Source organism: Oceanibaculum sp. (assembly GCF_022449305.1).
Lineage (GTDB): Bacteria > Pseudomonadota > Alphaproteobacteria > Oceanibaculales > Oceanibaculaceae > Oceanibaculum > Oceanibaculum indicum.
The window spans coordinates 1-16,122 of sequence record NZ_JAKUSO010000069.1; the positions used below are offsets into that span (position 1 = coordinate 1).

The following is a 16,122-nucleotide window of genomic DNA, read 5'->3' on the forward strand; positions in this document are numbered from 1 at the left end:
TGCACCAAGATGCCGGTCGGGATGTGGGTGATGCGGATCGCGCAGTCGGTCTTGTAGACATGCTGACCGCCCGCACCCGAGGCCCGGTAGGTATCGATGCGCAGGTCCTATTCCTGGTATTCGACCTCGATCTCGTCATCGACCACCGGATAGACCCACACCGAGGAGAAGCTGGTGTGACGCCGGGCCTGCGAATCGAAGGGCGAGATACGCACCAGCCGGTGCACGCCGCTTTCATGCTTCAGCCAGCCATAGGCGTTCGGGCCGGTGATCTTCAGCGTGGCCGATTTCAGCCCGGCTTCTTCACCCGCACTCTCTTCCAGCCATTCGACCTTGTAGTCGTGCTGTTCCGCCCAGCGCGTGTACATGCGCGACAGCATCAGGGCCCAGTCCTGCGCCTCGGTGCCGCCAGCGCCAGCATGCACTTCGAGATAGCAGTCATTGCCGTCCGCCTCGCCTGACAGCAGGCTTTCCAGCTGCTTCTTGGCCGCCATCTCACGCAGGCGCTGCAGCGCCTTCTCGGCCTCGGCGACGACGTCCTGGTCGTCCTCCATCTCGCCGAGTTCGATCAGCTCCAGCGTGTCGTTCAGCTCCCGCTCGATGGAGTGGTAGCCTTCGATACCCTTTTCCAGCTGAGTGCGCTCGCGCAGCAGCTTCTGGGCCTTCTCGCTGTCGTTCCAGAGGTTGGGGTCGGCCGTAAGGGCATTCAGCTCGTCAAACCGGGAAACCGCACGATCCCAGTCAAAGATGCCTCCTCAGCAGCGCCAACGAGTCTCTGATCTCGTCGGCGACCGCTTGAATTTCCGCGCGCATCGCGTTCTCCAAGTCCAATCGGTTCAAATCATTGCGCCGGCGTCATGCCGGCGGGAGCGCCCTTAATACAGGCCGCCGAGGCCGGTCGCAACCGGAGCGGCACTGTCGCCGGGCGCTTCGCTGACGCCGGGCACCGGCGGCATGTCCACCTGTCCCGGTTCCGGCGCAGTGCCGGGGCGGAACGCTTCCAGGATCACAGCACCGCCATCGCCGGACCGCGCCAGCTGGCCCGACGAGGCATCAATGCGCACGAACTGCACGCCGGGCGGCACGCGGAACGGGATCGAGGGCTCACCCTCCAGCGCTTCGGCCATGAAATCCTTGAAGATCGGCGCCGCGACCGTGGAGCCAGACTCGCGCCCGCCCAGCGTGCGCGGCTGGTCGAAACCAACGAATACACCCACCGCCAGGTCCGGCGAGAAGCCGACGAACCAGGTGTCGAAACTGTCGTTGGTGGTGCCGGTCTTGCCGGCCAGCGGGCGGTTGAGCTCGGCAATGCGCCGCCCGGTGCCGCGCAGCACGACCCCTTGCAGCATGGAGGTCATCTGATAGGCGGTAACCGGCGAGACCACCTCCTGGCGCTGGTCGGGAATCTGCGGCACGCTCTGCCCGTCCCAGCCTTCAACCAGACAGCCCTCGCAGGGCCGGGCATCGTGACGGTACAGCGTCTGGCCATTGCGATCCTGGATGCGGTCGATCACATGCGGCGTGATCCGCTTGCCGCCATTCACGATCATGGCGTAGCCAGCGGTCATTCGCATCAGCGTCGTCTCCCCCGCGCCCAGTGACATGGAGAGCAGCGGCTGCAGATCGTCCATCACACCGAAGCGGCGGGCGTAATCCACCACTTTCGGCATGCCGACCATGGCGGCAAGCCGCACCGTCATCAGATTGCGCGACTTCTCGATGCCGACGCGCATCGGCTGCGGGCCATAGAATTCGTTGGAATAGTTGGAGGGCTTCCATTTCGGCAGCCCCGGCCCCTGATCCAGCACGATGGGGCCGTCGATGATGACGGTGGCAGGCGTGAAGCCGCTGTCCAGCGCCGCCATATAGACGAAGGGCTTGAAGGAGGAGCCCGGCTGCCGGTTGGCCTGGGTGACCCGGTTGAACTGGCTTTCGTCGAAACTCCAGCCGCCGGTCATCGCCAGCACGCGGCCGGTATGCGGGTCCATCGCCACCAGCGCGCCCTCGACCTCGGGCACCTGGCGCAGGGCGAAATTCCCGTCCGAGACGGCCTCGACAGCGATTACATCGCCGACCGCCAGTACGTCACCGGCGCGGCGCACCTCCGGCCCCAGCTTCTGGTCCTCCTGCCAGGGCCGCGCCCAGCGCAGCTCCGAGAACGGCACCGTGCCAGGCGCACCATCGGTCAGGCCGATCGTGGCCCGGTCATTGGCGACCTCCAGCACGACGGCCAGCCGCCAGGGCGCCAGGCCGGCCGGCGTCTTGATCCCCGCCAGGGCAATCTGCCAGTTGCCACGCACATCGATGCGGTCGATGGGACCGCGCCAGCCATGCCGGCGGTCATAGGCGACAAGACCGTCCCGCAGCACGCGGTCAGCGATGCTCTGCAGCTTCGGCGAGATCGAGGTGCGGACCGACAGGCCGCCGCCATAGGCCCCCGCCTCACCGAAACGGTCCACCAGCTCGCGGCGCACTTCCTCGGCAAAATAATCCGCAACCGTGAACTGCTCCGCATCGCGCCGCCGCATCATCAGCGGCTCGGCTATCGCCGCCTCGGCTTCGGCGGCCGAGATATGGCCATTCTCCAGCATGCGCATGATGACCCAGTCGCGCCGGGCCTTCGCCGCCTCATGATGGCGGACCGGGTGATAATTGCTGGGCGCTTTCGGCAAGGCCGCCAGATAGGCTGCCTCGGCGACGGTCAGATCGTCCAGCGACTTGTTGAAATAGTTCAGCGCGGCCGCCGCGACGCCATAGGCACGGTTGCCGAGGAAAATCTCGTTCAGATACAGCTCAAGAATGCGTTCCTTGCTGAAGGCCTTTTCCATCCGGAAGGCCAGCATCGCCTCCTTGATCTTGCGGTCGATGGAAACCTCGTTGGTCAGCAGGAAGTTCTTGGCGACCTGCTGCGTGATGGTGGAGGCCCCCACCGGGCGCCGGTCGGAGCCGAACTGCTGGAGATTCTGCACCACGGCCCGCAGGATGCCCTGCACATCGATGCCGGGATGTTCGAAGAAATTCTTGTCCTCGGCCGACAGGAAGGCATTAACCAGCCGCTTGGGCATCGCCTCATAGGGCACGAAGACCCGGCGTTCCGTTGCATATTCGGCCAGCAGGCGCCCGTCGCCGGCATGCACGCGGGTCACCATCGGCGGCTGGTAATCCGCCAGCTGCTTATAGTCCGGCAGATCCTGGCTGTAATGATGCAGGGCGAAAGCCACGCCCGCCGCGCCGACAATCGTCAGCAGCAGTGCCAGGCCCGCCAGATATCCAAGAAACCGTGTCATTTTCCTCCGAGGCCCGTCTTCCCGTGCCCGTTTTAGGCACCCGCTTTCCGGCACGGGCCGCCGCTATTATGTCACAACGTCCCGTCCCTGGCCGCCGTTCCCGCATAATCGGGCGCCTGCCAGGTTTCCGCCCATCCCTTCTCAGGAACGGCTGACGCTGTCCTTGAAAGCAAAAAACGCGTCGATGCCGCCGGCGATGCCTCGGGCCAGCTTCTCGCGATAGCGCGCATCGCGCAGGTTGCGCTCATCCACCGCATTCGACAGGAATCCCAGTTCCACCAGTACCGAGGGTACATCCGGTGCTTTTAACACGGCGAATCCGGCGAAACGATGGCTGCGGCGCAGCAGTGGTGCCACCGGGTCCAGCTCCTTCAGCAGCATGGCCGCGAACCGGGCGCTGTCATTCATCGTCTCGCGCTGCGCCAGGTTGATGAGGATGTTGGTCACCTCGGGGCTTTCGGTGGACAGGTCGATCCCGCCGATCAGGTCGGCCTTGTTTTCCTTCTGCGCCAGCGCCTCGGCCTCAGCGTCGGAGGCGGTTTCCGACAGCGAATAGACCGACAGGCCGCGCAGCCCCTTGTTCTTGATCGAATCGGCATGCAGCGAGATGAACAGCTCCGCCCCCTCGCGCCGCGCAATGGCGAAACGCTCGCGCAGGCGCACGAAGATGTCGCGCTCCCGGGTCAGCAGCACATGGTACTTGCCCGACCGCTCCAGAATCTGCTTCAGCTGCTTGGCCATCGCCAGCGTGATCTCTTTCTCATAGATGCCACTGACGCCGATCGCGCCCGGATCGACACCGCCATGGCCGGGATCAATCGCCACCACCCGCTTGCCGTCGGCGCGGCGCGGAGTCTCGGCGAAGGGAATCGGCGGCGGCGCCTGGGGCGTTGCGGGCGCCAGGCTGCGCCGCGCCGCCATGCTGGCGCGCGAGGCAGCCATGAACTGCTCCGGCGAACTGGGGGCCACATCGATCACCAGCCGGTGATGCGGCGTCTCGCCCGGCGGCAGCAGGAAGGCCTCCTGCACTGCAAAGGGGCGCGCCATGTCCATCACGACGCGCGACACGCCCGGCTGGAACAGGCCGTAGCGCAGGCTCTGCACCTGCTGGCCGCTCTTGCCCGCAGGCATCTCCTCGCTCAGCTTCCAGTCGATCTCCGGCAGGTCGATGACCAGCCGGTAAGGATCGGGCAGCAGGATGATCTGGAACTCGACCGCCTGGGTCAGATCGAAGACGATCCGGGTCTTGTCCGGGTGCTGACCGACCCGCATGCCGGTGACGGAAGGTGCCGCCACCGCCGCGTTCGTGACCGCTGCAGCAACCAGAAAAACCAGCAGGATCAGGAAGTTGTATATGAAAGACCGCGCCGCGCGGCTGAGCCCGGCAGCGGTGGAGATAAGCGTGCAATGGGTTCCGGCCAGCTTGGCGAACATCTAGCGCCTCAGCGTCAATTCACCACAAAATCTACATCAACTTTATGAGAGAGATCAATTCAAAACGCCAAATTCCGTTATTTTTTCGTTGCTTGCGGGATTTTCTTACAGTGGTGACAATTCCGTTGTGGCAGACCGGCCCGCGGATTATTGTGTACACGCAAATTCCCGCTGTCTGTCGCGCCCCCGCTTAATCATTGGACGTGACGGCGTCGCGATCGGTTGGTCAGGTAGAGTTCTTTTGCTCCATCGCCTCCGATGCGAGGCGCTCAGGACAATCAGGCGGAGAAAATGTGGAACCCTGGGGCCCCCGCCCTTGCCCTGCTTTACGCGAGGCTTGGCGGGTTGGCCGACCGGCTATCCTTCTACTGGCCGCTTCATCATAGCGCCGTTCGGGATAGGGATGGCCCAGGCTGGCCCCGCTGATTGACCCGCAAGGGTCAGACTTTAATTGCCGCGCCGGCGCCGCTGACCCTGAAAAGGTTACGGTTAGCCTAGGCGCGCCCGGAGAAAGATATATGACGAAGCGTATGCTTATCGACGCGACCCATTCCGAAGAAACCCGGATGGTCGTGCTAAACGGCAATCGTCTTGAAGAGTTTGATTTCGAAACCGCTGCCAAGCGCCCCCTGAAGGGCAATATCTACCTCGCCCGCGTTACCCGGGTCGAACCCTCGCTGCAGGCGGCGTTCGTGGAATATGGCGGCAACCGCCACGGCTTCCTGGCCTTCAACGAAATCCATCCCGACTATTACCGCATCCCGATCGCCGACCGCGAAGCGCTGGTCAGCGAGATGGAAGCCGAGCGCGAGGAACACGCCAACGGCAATGGCGATTCGGTCGAGGTGCTGGGCGGCGACGATGTCGAGGAAGTGCAGCGCCGGCGGCCCAACCTGTCGCGCCAGTACAAGATCCAGGAGGTGGTGAAGCGCCGCCAGATCATGCTGGTCCAGGTCACCAAGGAGGAGCGCGGCACCAAGGGTGCTGCGCTGACCACCTTCCTGTCGCTGCCCGGCCGCTATTGCGTGCTGATGCCCAACACCTCGCGCGGCGGCGGCGTCTCCCGCAAGATCACCAACGTCAACGACCGCAAGCGCCTGAAGAAGATCGTCGAGGAGCTGGAGCTGCCCGACGGCATGGCGGTCATCGTGCGCACCGCCGGGTCGGAGCGCTCCAAGGCCGAGATCAAGCGCGACTTCGACTATCTCATCAAGCTGTGGGACGACATCCGCGAGCTGACGCTGCAGTCCAACGCACCATCGCTGATCTATGAGGAGGGCAACCTCATCAAGCGCGCGCTGCGCGACATCTACGACAGCGAGATCGAGGAAGTGCTGCTGGAGGGCGAGGAAGGCTACAAGAGCGCCAAGGCCTTCATGAAGGACCTGATCCCCAGCCACGCCCGCAAGGTGCAGCAGTACAAGGACCCGGTCATCCCGCTGTTCCAGCGCTATCAGGTGGAAAGCCAGCTGGACGCGATCCACAGCCCGACCGTGCAGCTGAAGTCCGGCGGATACATCGTGATGAACCAGACCGAGGCGCTGGTTGCCATCGACGTGAACTCCGGCCGGTCCACGCGTGAGCGCAATATCGAGGAAACCGCCTACCGAACCAATCTGGAGGCGGCGGAGGAAGTGGCGCGCCAGCTTCGCCTGCGCGACCTGTCCGGCCTGATCGTGATCGACTTCATCGATATGGAGGAGAATCGCAATCAGCAGGCGGTCGAACGCAAGCTGAAGGAGGCGATGAAGAACGACCGGGCGCGGATCCAGATCGGCCGGATCAGCCATTTCGGCCTGCTGGAACTGTCGCGCCAGCGGCTGCGCCCCAGCGTGTTCGAGACCGCCAACCAGCCCTGCCCGCATTGCGGCGGCACCGGCTATATCCGCTCCACCGACACCACAGCGCTGCATGTGCTGCGCGCCATCGAGGAAGAAGGTATCCGCCAGCGCGCGTCGGAAATCGCCGTCTATGTGCCGACCCAGATCGCCTTGTACATCTTGAACCAGAAGCGTGCCGCCCTGGCCCAGATCGAGGCGCGCTACAGCTTCCAGGTCATGATCGGCAGCGACGACACGCTGATCCCGCCCGCCTTCCGCCTGGAACGGGTACGCCAGCGCAGCGCCGAAGAGCAGGCCGCCCTTGAGGCCGCCGCACCGGTCCGCATTGAGGCCCCGGCCGAAATTGACGAGGATGAGGACATCCTTGAGCAGGACGAGGCCGCCGAAACCCAGGACGAGAACCAGGACGGCACCCAGGAGGGTGAAGCCCGCGAGGGCCGGCGCCGCCGGCGCCGCCGGTCTGGCCGGGGTGGTGGCCGCGATGGCGAGCAGCGTCAGGTGGCGTCGGACGAGAGCGCCGAGACGGCTGACGGCGACGAGGATGCCGGCGAATCGGAAGATACCGGCACGCCCACTGGCACGCCCACTGGCGAAAAGCTGAGTGCGGAAGAGGAAGAACGCCAGCGCAAGCGGCGCCGGCGGGGCCGGCGTGGCGGGCGGCGGCGGCGGCGTACGCAGGAGGAGCAGGATAATCTTGCAGCCTCCGGCGAGACTGCCGACTCCGAGTCCGATGCGGATTTTGCCGATGAGGCTCAGCCTGTCGCAGCTGTTTCTGACGCACCGGCAGAGGTTGCCCAGGAAGCAACTGAAACCGAGAAGCCCAAGCGCAGCCGCCGCAGCCGCAGTGCCAAAAAGCCTGCCGAGGTAACCGCCGAGGCACCGGCAGAGTCCGAAGCGGCTCCGGCGGTGGAAGTTGCCCCGGAGGCAGAAGCGCCGGCCAAGCCGAAGCGCCCGAGCCGCCGCAAGCCGAAGGCCGAAGCTGTGGCCGACGAGATGGTTACGGCGGAAGCAGTAACGGTCGAAACGATCACGGTCGAATCCGCCGAGGCTGCTGGCGCGGAGAAGGCGAAGCCGGCACCGCGCAAGCGCACGCCCCGCAAGGCGGCGGCGAAGCCGGAAACCGCCGAGGCCGAGAAGCCGAAGCGCACCCGCGCCCCCCGCAAGCCGAAGGCAGCCACAGCGAACGCGGAAGAAGTCGCTTCCCCGAGCGAGGCCGCCGCTTTGACGGTGGAAGCAGCGGAAGCCGCCACACCTGCCGCCACACCGGCCGCTGGGACCGTCATCGTCGAGGTCGGTCAGGCGGAGACCAAGGAAAAGCCGGAGGAACCGGCAAAGCCGGCAAGGCGCGGCTGGTGGAGCCGTGCGGTCGGCCGCTGATCTGAAATTCTCATAACTTTAAGACAAAGACTCCCGGGATAATACTCCGGGAGTCTTTTTTGTTTTGTTTAAAATTTTCGGAAAAACATTTGCCGCGGCAATAAAAAACTTATGAACTTTACTCTGAAATAATATCCCCATTAATATTTCGTCAATCTTTTGGCCAAAGGATGAGAGCGCGTCAGATAGAAGGCGCGCCAAAGATAACCTGCCAAACAGCGACCTAATCAAAACGATCCCACCGCCGGCGTCTCCCCCCTTGTCGCCATCGACCGAAGAGTCCGACCCATGAAAGCCCTCGACAACCTGAAGGTTTCGACCAAGATTTCCGCGAATTCCGGTCTGATCCTGCTACTGCTTCTTGCTTGCAGCGGCGTAACAATCTACGGGCTGATGACGGCCAAGGATTATTTCTCGGATTATCGCAACCTGACCGTCCAAACTGTCAGCGCCGCACAGGTGCAGACCTATATGCAGACCGCCCGCATCGGGGTTACCGGCTTTGTCCTGAACGGCAACAGGCAATCGGCAGGAATGGTTGCCGAAAACGTGGCGCAAGCCCAGGAGAGCATCCAGCAGATCCTCAACCGGATCGAGGACCCGGCCATCACCGCGCGGATGGAGGGTGCGGCCAGCCAGATCCGCTCCTACGGGCAGACTTTCCAGACGCTGCTGCCGATGCAGGAACGCCGGGAACAGCTGACGCAGAAGATGCTGGAACTGGCGGAAAGCGCCAGTGCGGCGCTGAACGGCATGATGACCGGCCTGCAGCAGGAGTTCAACGCGGACGGCGTGTTCATGGCCAGCCAGGCGATGCGCCAGCTGATGTTGGCGCAAAACCAGGCCAACCTGTTCCTGTCGGAGAATGGCAGCAAGCAGGTGGATGCGGTCGCCGAACATCTGGGCAAGCTGAAGGAATCCATGGTCGGCCTGGATGTCATGGTGTCCAGCACCGAAGGCCGCCAGCATTTCGACGCGCTGAGCGCGGCCATCCCCCAATATGAGGCGGCCTTCAGCGAAGTCGTCGGCGTCACCCTGCGGCGCAACGCCACCATCGCCCACCGGCTGGATCGCATGGGCCCGCAGATCGCCAGCGATCTCGACCAGATCAAGGATGACAATGCCGCCCAGATGCGCACCATCGGCGCGGCCGCCCTTGCCGCGATCGACAACTCCTTCATCGTCGGCGCGGGCGTTTCCGCCTTTGCCCTGCTCGTCGGCATCGCCCTGTCGCTGCTGATCGGGCGCGGCATCGCCCGGCCCATCGTCGGCATGACGCAGGCCATGACAGCCCTGGCCGCCGGCGACAAGGAAAGCGAGATTCCCGCCCAGAACCGCAAGGACGAGGTCGGCCAGATGGCTGGCGCCGTCCAGGTGTTCAAGGAGAACATGATCCGCGCCGACGAGATGGCGGCCCAGCAGGCCGCCGAGCAGCAGGCCCGCGAGAGGCGCGCCAAGGCCATCGAGCAGATGACCCAGGATTTCGATGCCGCCGTCGCCGGGGTTCTGGCCCAGGTCGGTGCCGCCACGGCGGAATTGCAGTCCACCGCCTCCTCCATGTCGGCCACGGCGGAGCAGACCAACCACCAGGCCGGTGCCGTCGCCGCGGCCTCCGAACAGGCCGCCGCTAACGTCCAGACCGTCGCCGCCGCCTCGGAGGAACTGTACAGCTCGATCCAGGAGATCGGCCGCCAGGTCAGCCAGTCCTCGACCATCGCCGACAAGGCGAGCAAGGATGCGCGCAAGACCAACGAGCAGGTGGAGGCACTGGCCCACGCCGCGCAGAAGATCGGCGAGGTGGTCCGGCTGATCCAGGACATCGCCGAGCAGACCAACCTGCTGGCGCTGAACGCCACCATCGAGGCGGCCCGCGCCGGCGAAGCCGGCAAGGGCTTCGCCGTGGTGGCGTCGGAGGTGAAGTCGCTGGCTACCCAGACCGCCCGCGCGACCGAGGAGATCGGCCAGCAGATCGGCAGCATCCAGACCGAGACGAGTTCGGCCGTCTCCGCCATCCGCGAGATCGGCCAGACCATCGCGGAGATCAACGACATCGCCGCCAATATCGCGGCCGCCGTCGAGGAACAGGGCGCGGCGACGCAGGAAATCTCCCGCAATGTGCAGGAAGCGGCGAAGGGCACGCAGGAAGTGTCCACCAACATCGTCGGCGTCACCCAGGCCGCGGCCGAAACCGGCCAGGCTGCCGATCAGGTGACCCATTCCGCCGGCAATGTCGCCAGCCAGTCGGAAGAGCTGCGCCTGGCCGTGGAAAACTTCCTGAAGGGGGTCAGGGCCGCCTGAACGGGCTGCACCCGCAAACAGAAAAAGGCGCCGTCACCGGCGCCTTTTTCATATCAGCGGAGGAAATCGCCGATCCTCTCCGCCGCCTTCGCCACATCCTCCGTGGCGCCGGCATAGGACAGGCGGACGAAGCGGTTGCCCCGCGCCGGGTCGAAATCCACGCCGGGCGTCAGCGCCACCCCGGTCTCTGCCAGCAGCCGCCGGCAGAATTCCGCACTGTCATTGGTGAAGCGCCCGACATCGGCATAGATGTAGAAGGCACCGTCGGCCCGCGAGAACTCCGTGATGCCGGCCTTCGGCAGCGCCTCCAGCAGGATGTCCCGGTTGCGCCGGTAATTGGCAACCAGCGCGTCCAGCTCCTCCGTGCAGTCGAACGCCGCCACTGCCGCATGCTGCGACAGGGCGGAGGCGGAGATGAACAGGTTCTGCCCCAGACACTCGACCGGCCGGACCATATCCTCCGGCAGCACCAGCCAGCCCAGCCGCCAGCCGGTCATCGAGAAATATTTCGAGAAGCTGTTCACCACCACGGCACTGGCGGAGCTGGCCAGCGCGGTTGTCGCCCGCGCCTCGAACTCGATGCCATGATAGATCTCGTCGGAGATCAGCCGGATGCCCTGCTCGTCGCAATAACGGGAAATCTCCGCCAGCCCCTCGGATGACACGATGCTGCCGGTCGGGTTAGCCGGGCTGGCCAGGATCAGCCCGTCGATGCGGCCCTTCTCCTGCATCTCTCGCAGCAGCGGCACGGTCGGCTGGTAGGCGCTGTCCGGCCCGGTCGGGATTTCCACCGGCTCCAGCCCGAGCGCCACCAGGATGTTGCGGTAGGCGGGATAGCCGGGGGCGGCCAGCGCCACCCGGTCGCCCGGCTCGAACGCTGCCAGGAAGGACAGGATGAAGCCGCCGGAGGAACCAGGCGTGACAACGATGCGCGCCGGATCGACAGAGACGCCATAGCGCGCCCGGTAATGCTCGGCCAGCCTTTCGCGCAGGGGCAGGATACCGAAAGCATCGGTATAGCCCAGCAGTTCGCTGTCGATGGCGCGCTTGGCCGCTTCCAGCACTTTGGACGGTGCCCCGGTCGAGGGCTGACCGATTTCCAGATGCAGCACATCGGCGCCGGTGGCCGCGCGCTCGTTGGCGGCGCGCATTACATCCATGACGATAAAGCCGGGAATCCGCCCCCGCTTGGCGATCTTCATACGCTGTTCCTTGTTCTTACGATCGGTACGCTTCGAATCCGTCAGCCGCCGCTGGCGGCAAGCCCATAGCCACGCGGATCGGTGGCACGGATGCATTGCGGGTTACCCGGCAGGCCCTGCGGACAATGCGCCGCCTGCACCCGGCCGAAATGCCGCCCCTCTTCCAGCCGGTAGCCGCGCGCGGCAAGGTCGGCACGCACCGCCTCCGGCAGGGTCTTCTCATACCAGAGCGTATGGGCGGTACCGCCCAGATGCAGGCGCGGTGCGGCGACCGCCTGATCCAGCGGCATTTCCGCCTGGACCGCATCCAGCGTCACGCGGACCAGCGCGCTGGTGGCGGAGAAGCCGCCGCTGCCGGTGCCGGTGAAATAGACATTCTTGCTGTTCTCGTTGAACACGATCAGCGCATGGCCGACCGGCCCCAGCTGGCCGGCGGGGGCCGGCGGTGGCGCCACGATGAAACCGAGGCCCGGCACCTTGCGCAGCGTGCCGAACGGCGTATTCATGGTGAAGCTGCAGGCCACCATCTGGCCGGCACGGTCATAGGTGACGATGCCCGCCGCCCCCGGTCCGCCATGCGCCGGCGCGGAAAGCGGCAGTTCCGCCGTGTCCCCGTCAGCCTTGGACCGGTCGTAGCCGCGCATCGCTGCCTCAGCCTCTTCCTCGCCCAGCGGGCGGACCTTGCCATCGGCGCGAATCTGGTCGGCGACCGCCCGGTGCGCGCGCAGGCTGGCGTCGGCCAGCAGATGCGGACGGTCGGCGGGGGCCGCAGCGGCATAGGAACGGCCATCGGTCAGCAGCCGCCACAGGCTGCCGGCAATCGCCCCATTCACCGAATCGGTGCTGGCCAGCACCACCTTATGGACGCCGAGTTCCAAACCGCCATGCGGGCGCCAGCGCGGCACATAGGCCTGCAGCGCCGCTGGCGGCAGGCTGCCGCCGCTCTGCTCGATGGCGACGGAAAGCTCGCGCGCCATCCGGCCGGTATAGAGGTCGCCGATGCCGACCTGCCGCAGCCGGCCCAGCGTTGCGCCAAGGTCGAGCTGGGTCAGCGGGTCGCCTTCGCGAACCAGTCGACCTTGCGTCACGAAATTCTGCCGCATGTCGGGAATCTGCGAGATGGCGCGCCCGGCAAAGGCCACATCCTCGGCCAGCGCGCGCGAGACCGGCTCACCGAAACGCGCCAGGCGCTCGGCCGGCAGGATCAGCTGATCGATCGGCAGGCGGCCATAGCGCGCATGCAGGGCGAACACGCCGCGTGGCGCCGCCGGGATCGCCACGGCGTTCTGTTCGGTGCCGGAGGCGACCGCCGGGAATTCCAGCGCCTCGCCGACATTGGCGCGCCGGTCATAGACCGCGCACGCACCGCCGCCGCCAAGCCCGACCGAGGAGGGCAATGTCACCGACAGCGCGAAATAGCCGGCGACCGCCGCATCTGCGGCCGTGCCGCCCGCCGCCAGCACGTCGCGCGCGACCAGCGCCGCCCTCGGTTCCCCCGATACCGCGCCACCAACGAAGTCCGGCGCGATGAACTGCGTCGTTTCCTTGCCGCCGCAACCGGCCAGAACGCCCAGAGAGCATGCCAGGCCCATGGCCGCGGCTATCGGACGACGCCAGGCGGTCAGTGACAGCATAATCTCGAAAACCTTTCATTGACGGGAGGGACTGCCCCGCTTACTTACCAAGGCGGGGCGAGGAGAGACGCTACAGTGCTTCACAAATTCCGCGTTCTGGTCGCCATAATCCTGTCGGTCGTCATAGCGGGTTCGCCGCTGCCGGCGGCGGCAGCGGGCATGAGCCTGATTCGCGACACGGAAATCGAAAATACCATCCGCGACTATGCGACGCCACTGTTCGCAGCAGCCGGGCTGCAGCCGGACAATATCCGCATTTTCATCGTCAACAGCGACGACATCAACGCCTTCGTTGCCGGCGGCCAGAACCTGTTCCTGAACACCGGCCTGCTGGTGCGCTCCGACACCCCCAACCAGATCATGGGGGTCATCGCGCACGAAACCGGCCACATTGCCGGCGGCCACCTGGCCCGGCTGCAGGACGAGTTGCGCCGCGCCAGCATCGCGCAGATCCTGTCGATGGTGCTGGGCGCCGTCGCCGTCGCCGCCTCCGGCCAGGGCGAGGCCGGCATGGGCGTCATGGTCGGCGGCTCGGAAATGGCGCGCCGTGTGCTGCTGCAATATAACCGCAACCAGGAACAGGCGGCCGATCAGGCCGGCGTGAAATATCTGGATGCCATCGGCCAGTCCAGCCGCGGCATGGTGGAAATCCTGGAAAAGCTGAGCGGCCAGGAAATGCTGCTGGCCAGCCGCCAGTCGCCCTATGTGCGCAGCCACCCGCTGACCAGCGAGCGCATGACCTTCGTGCGCAACCACATGGCCAATTCGCCCTACGCCGATGCGCCGCCCCCCGAGGGCTTCCCGATGCGCCACAAGCGCATGGTGGCGAAGCTGCATGGTTTCATGCATCCCCCCGGCCGGACGCTGATGGAATATCCGGAAAGTGACACCAGCCTGCCGGCGCGCTATGCGCGGGCCATCGCCTATTACCGCATCCCGGACCTGAACCGCGCCGTGCCCGCCATCGACGCGCTGATCGCCGAGCATCCCGACGATCCCTATTTCCATGAGCTGAAAGGCCAGATGCTCTATGAAAATGGCCGCGTCGCCGAGGCGCAGAAGGCCTATGCCGAGGCCATCGAGCGCCTGCCCGACGCGCCGCTGATCCGCGCTTCCCATGCCGAGACGCTGCTGGCCCTGAACCAGGAGGATCACACCCGCCGGGCGCTGGCGGAACTGCAGCAATCAGTACGCCAGCAGCCGGAAAACAGCCGCGCCTGGCGTCAGCTCGCCATCGCCCATGGCCGACTGGGCGATACCGGCCTCGCCGCCCTGGCGCTCGCTGAGGAGGCGCTGCTGACCGGCCAGCGCCAGACCGCGCGGCAGCAGGCTCGCCGCGCCCAGGCCCAGCTTCCCGCCGGATCGCCGGGCTGGCTGCGCGCCGAGGATATCGAGACCACGACGCGGCGCGACGCCGAACGCTGACCGCACGTCATCCTGACCGTGGACAGGGCGCCCCCTGCCCCGCATAGTCGGCACGCCGCTTAGGGAAAACAAAAAGGAGAAAGCCCGGTGGGTCGATATACGGCGAACTCTCGTTTAGCCCTCGCTCTGGCCGTGCTGGCGCTGGCCGGTGCATTTCTGATGATGGCAGGCGCCCCCGTCCGGGCCGACACGCCGAAAACGGATGCCGCCCCTGCGGCTACAAAGGCACCGGCTGGCTTCGACGCGACGCAGAAGCAGGCCATCGAGCAGATCGTCCGCGACTATCTGCTGGCCAACCCGGAAGTGCTGCGCGACGCCCTGATCGAGCTGGGCAGCCGCGAGAAGGCTGCGGCCGAGGACCAGCGCAAGCAGCGCATCGCCGATCTGCGCGCCGAGCTGGAGCGCCAGCCGGATGATCCCGTGCTCGGCAATCCCGACGGGGCGATCACCATCGTCGAGTTCTTCGATTACCAGTGCGGCTACTGCAAGGCGATGAAGCCGGTCATGCAGAACATCCTGGCCAGCGAGAAGGATGTCCGCGTGGTGATGAAGGAATTCCCGATCCTCAGCGCGGTCTCCGTCACGGCAGCGCGCGCCGCGCTGGCCGCCCGCGCGCAGGGCAAGTACCAGGCGATGCACGACCGGCTGATGGGCTATCGCGGCCGGCTGAGCGATGAAGCGGTCTTCGCCATCGCCGGCGAGGCCGGGCTGGATATCGAGCGGCTGAAGTCGGACATGCAGGCGCCGGCGGTGGCGGCGGTGCTGGAGCGCAACCAGCAGCTGGCCGAACGTCTGGAGATCAGCGGCACGCCCAGCTTCATCGTCGGTGAGACGCTGGTTCCCGGCGCCGTGAACGAGGAAGGGCTGCGCAAGCTGATCGCCGAAACCCGGGCAAAGCTGTAAGGCAGTTAGTGCACCTCCGTTGCCTCTGGCGACGGGCATGCTATAAACGCGTCAATTCTGAAACAGCCGAGAGCAGCCGCGCGCGTGACCGACCGCCCCGAGATCATGATTCTGAACGGGCCGAACCTCAACATGCTGGGGGTTCGCGAACCGGCGATCTATGGCCGCGAGACGTTGGGCGATATCGAGGATGCCTGCCGGGCCATGGCCGAGGATCTGGACCTCGGCATCGATTTCCGGCAGTCCAACCACGAGGGCGAGCTGGTCTCCTGGATTCACGAGGCGCGCGACAGTGCGGACGGTATCGTCATCAATGCCGGTGCCTATACCCACACCTCGGTTGCTATCCTGGATGCGCTGACCCTGGCCGAACTGCCGGTCATCGAGGTGCATCTGTCCAACATCTACAAGCGCGAGAGCTTTCGCCATCATTCCTACATTTCGCCGGTGGCGCATGGTGTCCTGTGCGGCTTCGGCGGTCAGGGCTATGTCCTGGCGTTGCAGGCGATGGCGCGTATCATCTGCCAAACGGAGGAGTAAATGTCTAAGGAAAACGTGAAGATCGACGCGGCGATGATCCGCGAAATGGCCGCCCTGCTGAACGAGACCGGGCTGGGCGAGATCGAGTACGAAACCGGCGAGGTGCGCATCCGCGTGGCCAAGCCGGGGGCTGCGGCCATGACCGCGATTGCCGCCCCCGCGCCGGCGGCCCCGGCCGCTG

Annotated in this window: 9 protein-coding genes and 2 pseudogenes; 6 read left to right on the forward strand and 5 right to left on the reverse strand. The window is 65.6% G+C overall.

Annotated elements, in window-relative coordinates; translation table 11 throughout:
* The 3 genes and pseudogenes from MK313_RS15745 to MK313_RS15755 form a co-directional block, all read right to left on the reverse strand.
* A pseudogene (locus MK313_RS15745) lies at nt 1-813 on the reverse strand (PCRF domain-containing protein); the annotation flags it as partial.
* A gap of 62 nt (nt 814-875) precedes the next feature.
* The gene (locus MK313_RS15750) at nt 876-3,287 is read right to left on the reverse strand and encodes a penicillin-binding protein 1A (protein WP_287782802.1); all 2,412 of its coding nucleotides are present in this window, start codon (nt 3,285-3,287) and stop codon (nt 876-878) included.
* A gap of 141 nt (nt 3,288-3,428) precedes the next feature.
* Entirely contained in the window at nt 3,429-4,721 is a 1,293-nt protein-coding gene (locus tag MK313_RS15755) for an N-acetylmuramoyl-L-alanine amidase (protein WP_287782804.1), read from the reverse strand.
* A 518-nt stretch (nt 4,722-5,239) separates the two neighbouring features.
* Between MK313_RS15755 and MK313_RS15760 the strand changes: the two genes are divergently transcribed.
* Both MK313_RS15760 and MK313_RS15765 read left to right on the forward strand, forming a co-directional pair.
* The gene (locus MK313_RS15760; RefSeq protein ID WP_287782806.1) at nt 5,240-7,939 is read left to right on the forward strand and encodes a ribonuclease E/G; all 2,700 of its coding nucleotides are present in this window, start codon (nt 5,240-5,242) and stop codon (nt 7,937-7,939) included.
* Between the two features lie 288 nt (nt 7,940-8,227).
* Nucleotides 8,228-10,237: a methyl-accepting chemotaxis protein gene (locus MK313_RS15765; RefSeq protein ID WP_008945532.1), complete on the forward strand. Its 2,010-nt coding sequence runs from the start codon at nt 8,228-8,230 to the stop codon at nt 10,235-10,237.
* 53 nt (nt 10,238-10,290) lie between these two features.
* On the opposite strand, the gene MK313_RS15770 is transcribed toward MK313_RS15765, so the two are convergent.
* Both MK313_RS15770 and MK313_RS15775 read right to left on the reverse strand, forming a co-directional pair.
* The gene (locus MK313_RS15770; RefSeq protein ID WP_287782807.1) at nt 10,291-11,439 is read right to left on the reverse strand and encodes a pyridoxal phosphate-dependent aminotransferase; all 1,149 of its coding nucleotides are present in this window, start codon (nt 11,437-11,439) and stop codon (nt 10,291-10,293) included.
* Between the two features lie 41 nt (nt 11,440-11,480).
* Nucleotides 11,481-13,073, reverse strand: a complete 1,593-nt coding sequence (locus MK313_RS15775; RefSeq protein ID WP_287782809.1) for a gamma-glutamyltransferase — start codon at nt 13,071-13,073, stop codon at nt 11,481-11,483.
* A gap of 75 nt (nt 13,074-13,148) precedes the next feature.
* Here MK313_RS15775 and MK313_RS15780 point away from each other — a divergent pair, with 75 nt between their 5' ends.
* The 4 genes and pseudogenes from MK313_RS15780 to MK313_RS15795 form a co-directional block, all read left to right on the forward strand.
* On the forward strand, nt 13,149-14,498 hold the full coding sequence (locus MK313_RS15780) for a M48 family metalloprotease (RefSeq protein WP_287782811.1): 1,350 nt from the start codon (nt 13,149-13,151) through the stop codon (nt 14,496-14,498).
* Nucleotides 14,499-14,585: 87 nt separating this feature from the next.
* On the forward strand, nt 14,586-15,401 hold the full coding sequence (locus tag MK313_RS15785) for a DsbA family protein (RefSeq protein WP_287782813.1): 816 nt from the start codon (nt 14,586-14,588) through the stop codon (nt 15,399-15,401).
* Between the two features lie 84 nt (nt 15,402-15,485).
* Complete coding sequence (gene aroQ / locus MK313_RS15790; RefSeq protein WP_416054143.1) at nt 15,486-15,941, forward strand: type II 3-dehydroquinate dehydratase; 456 nt, start codon at nt 15,486-15,488, stop codon at nt 15,939-15,941.
* Nucleotides 15,942-16,122 (forward strand): annotated as a pseudogene (locus MK313_RS15795) (acetyl-CoA carboxylase biotin carboxyl carrier protein); the annotation flags it as partial.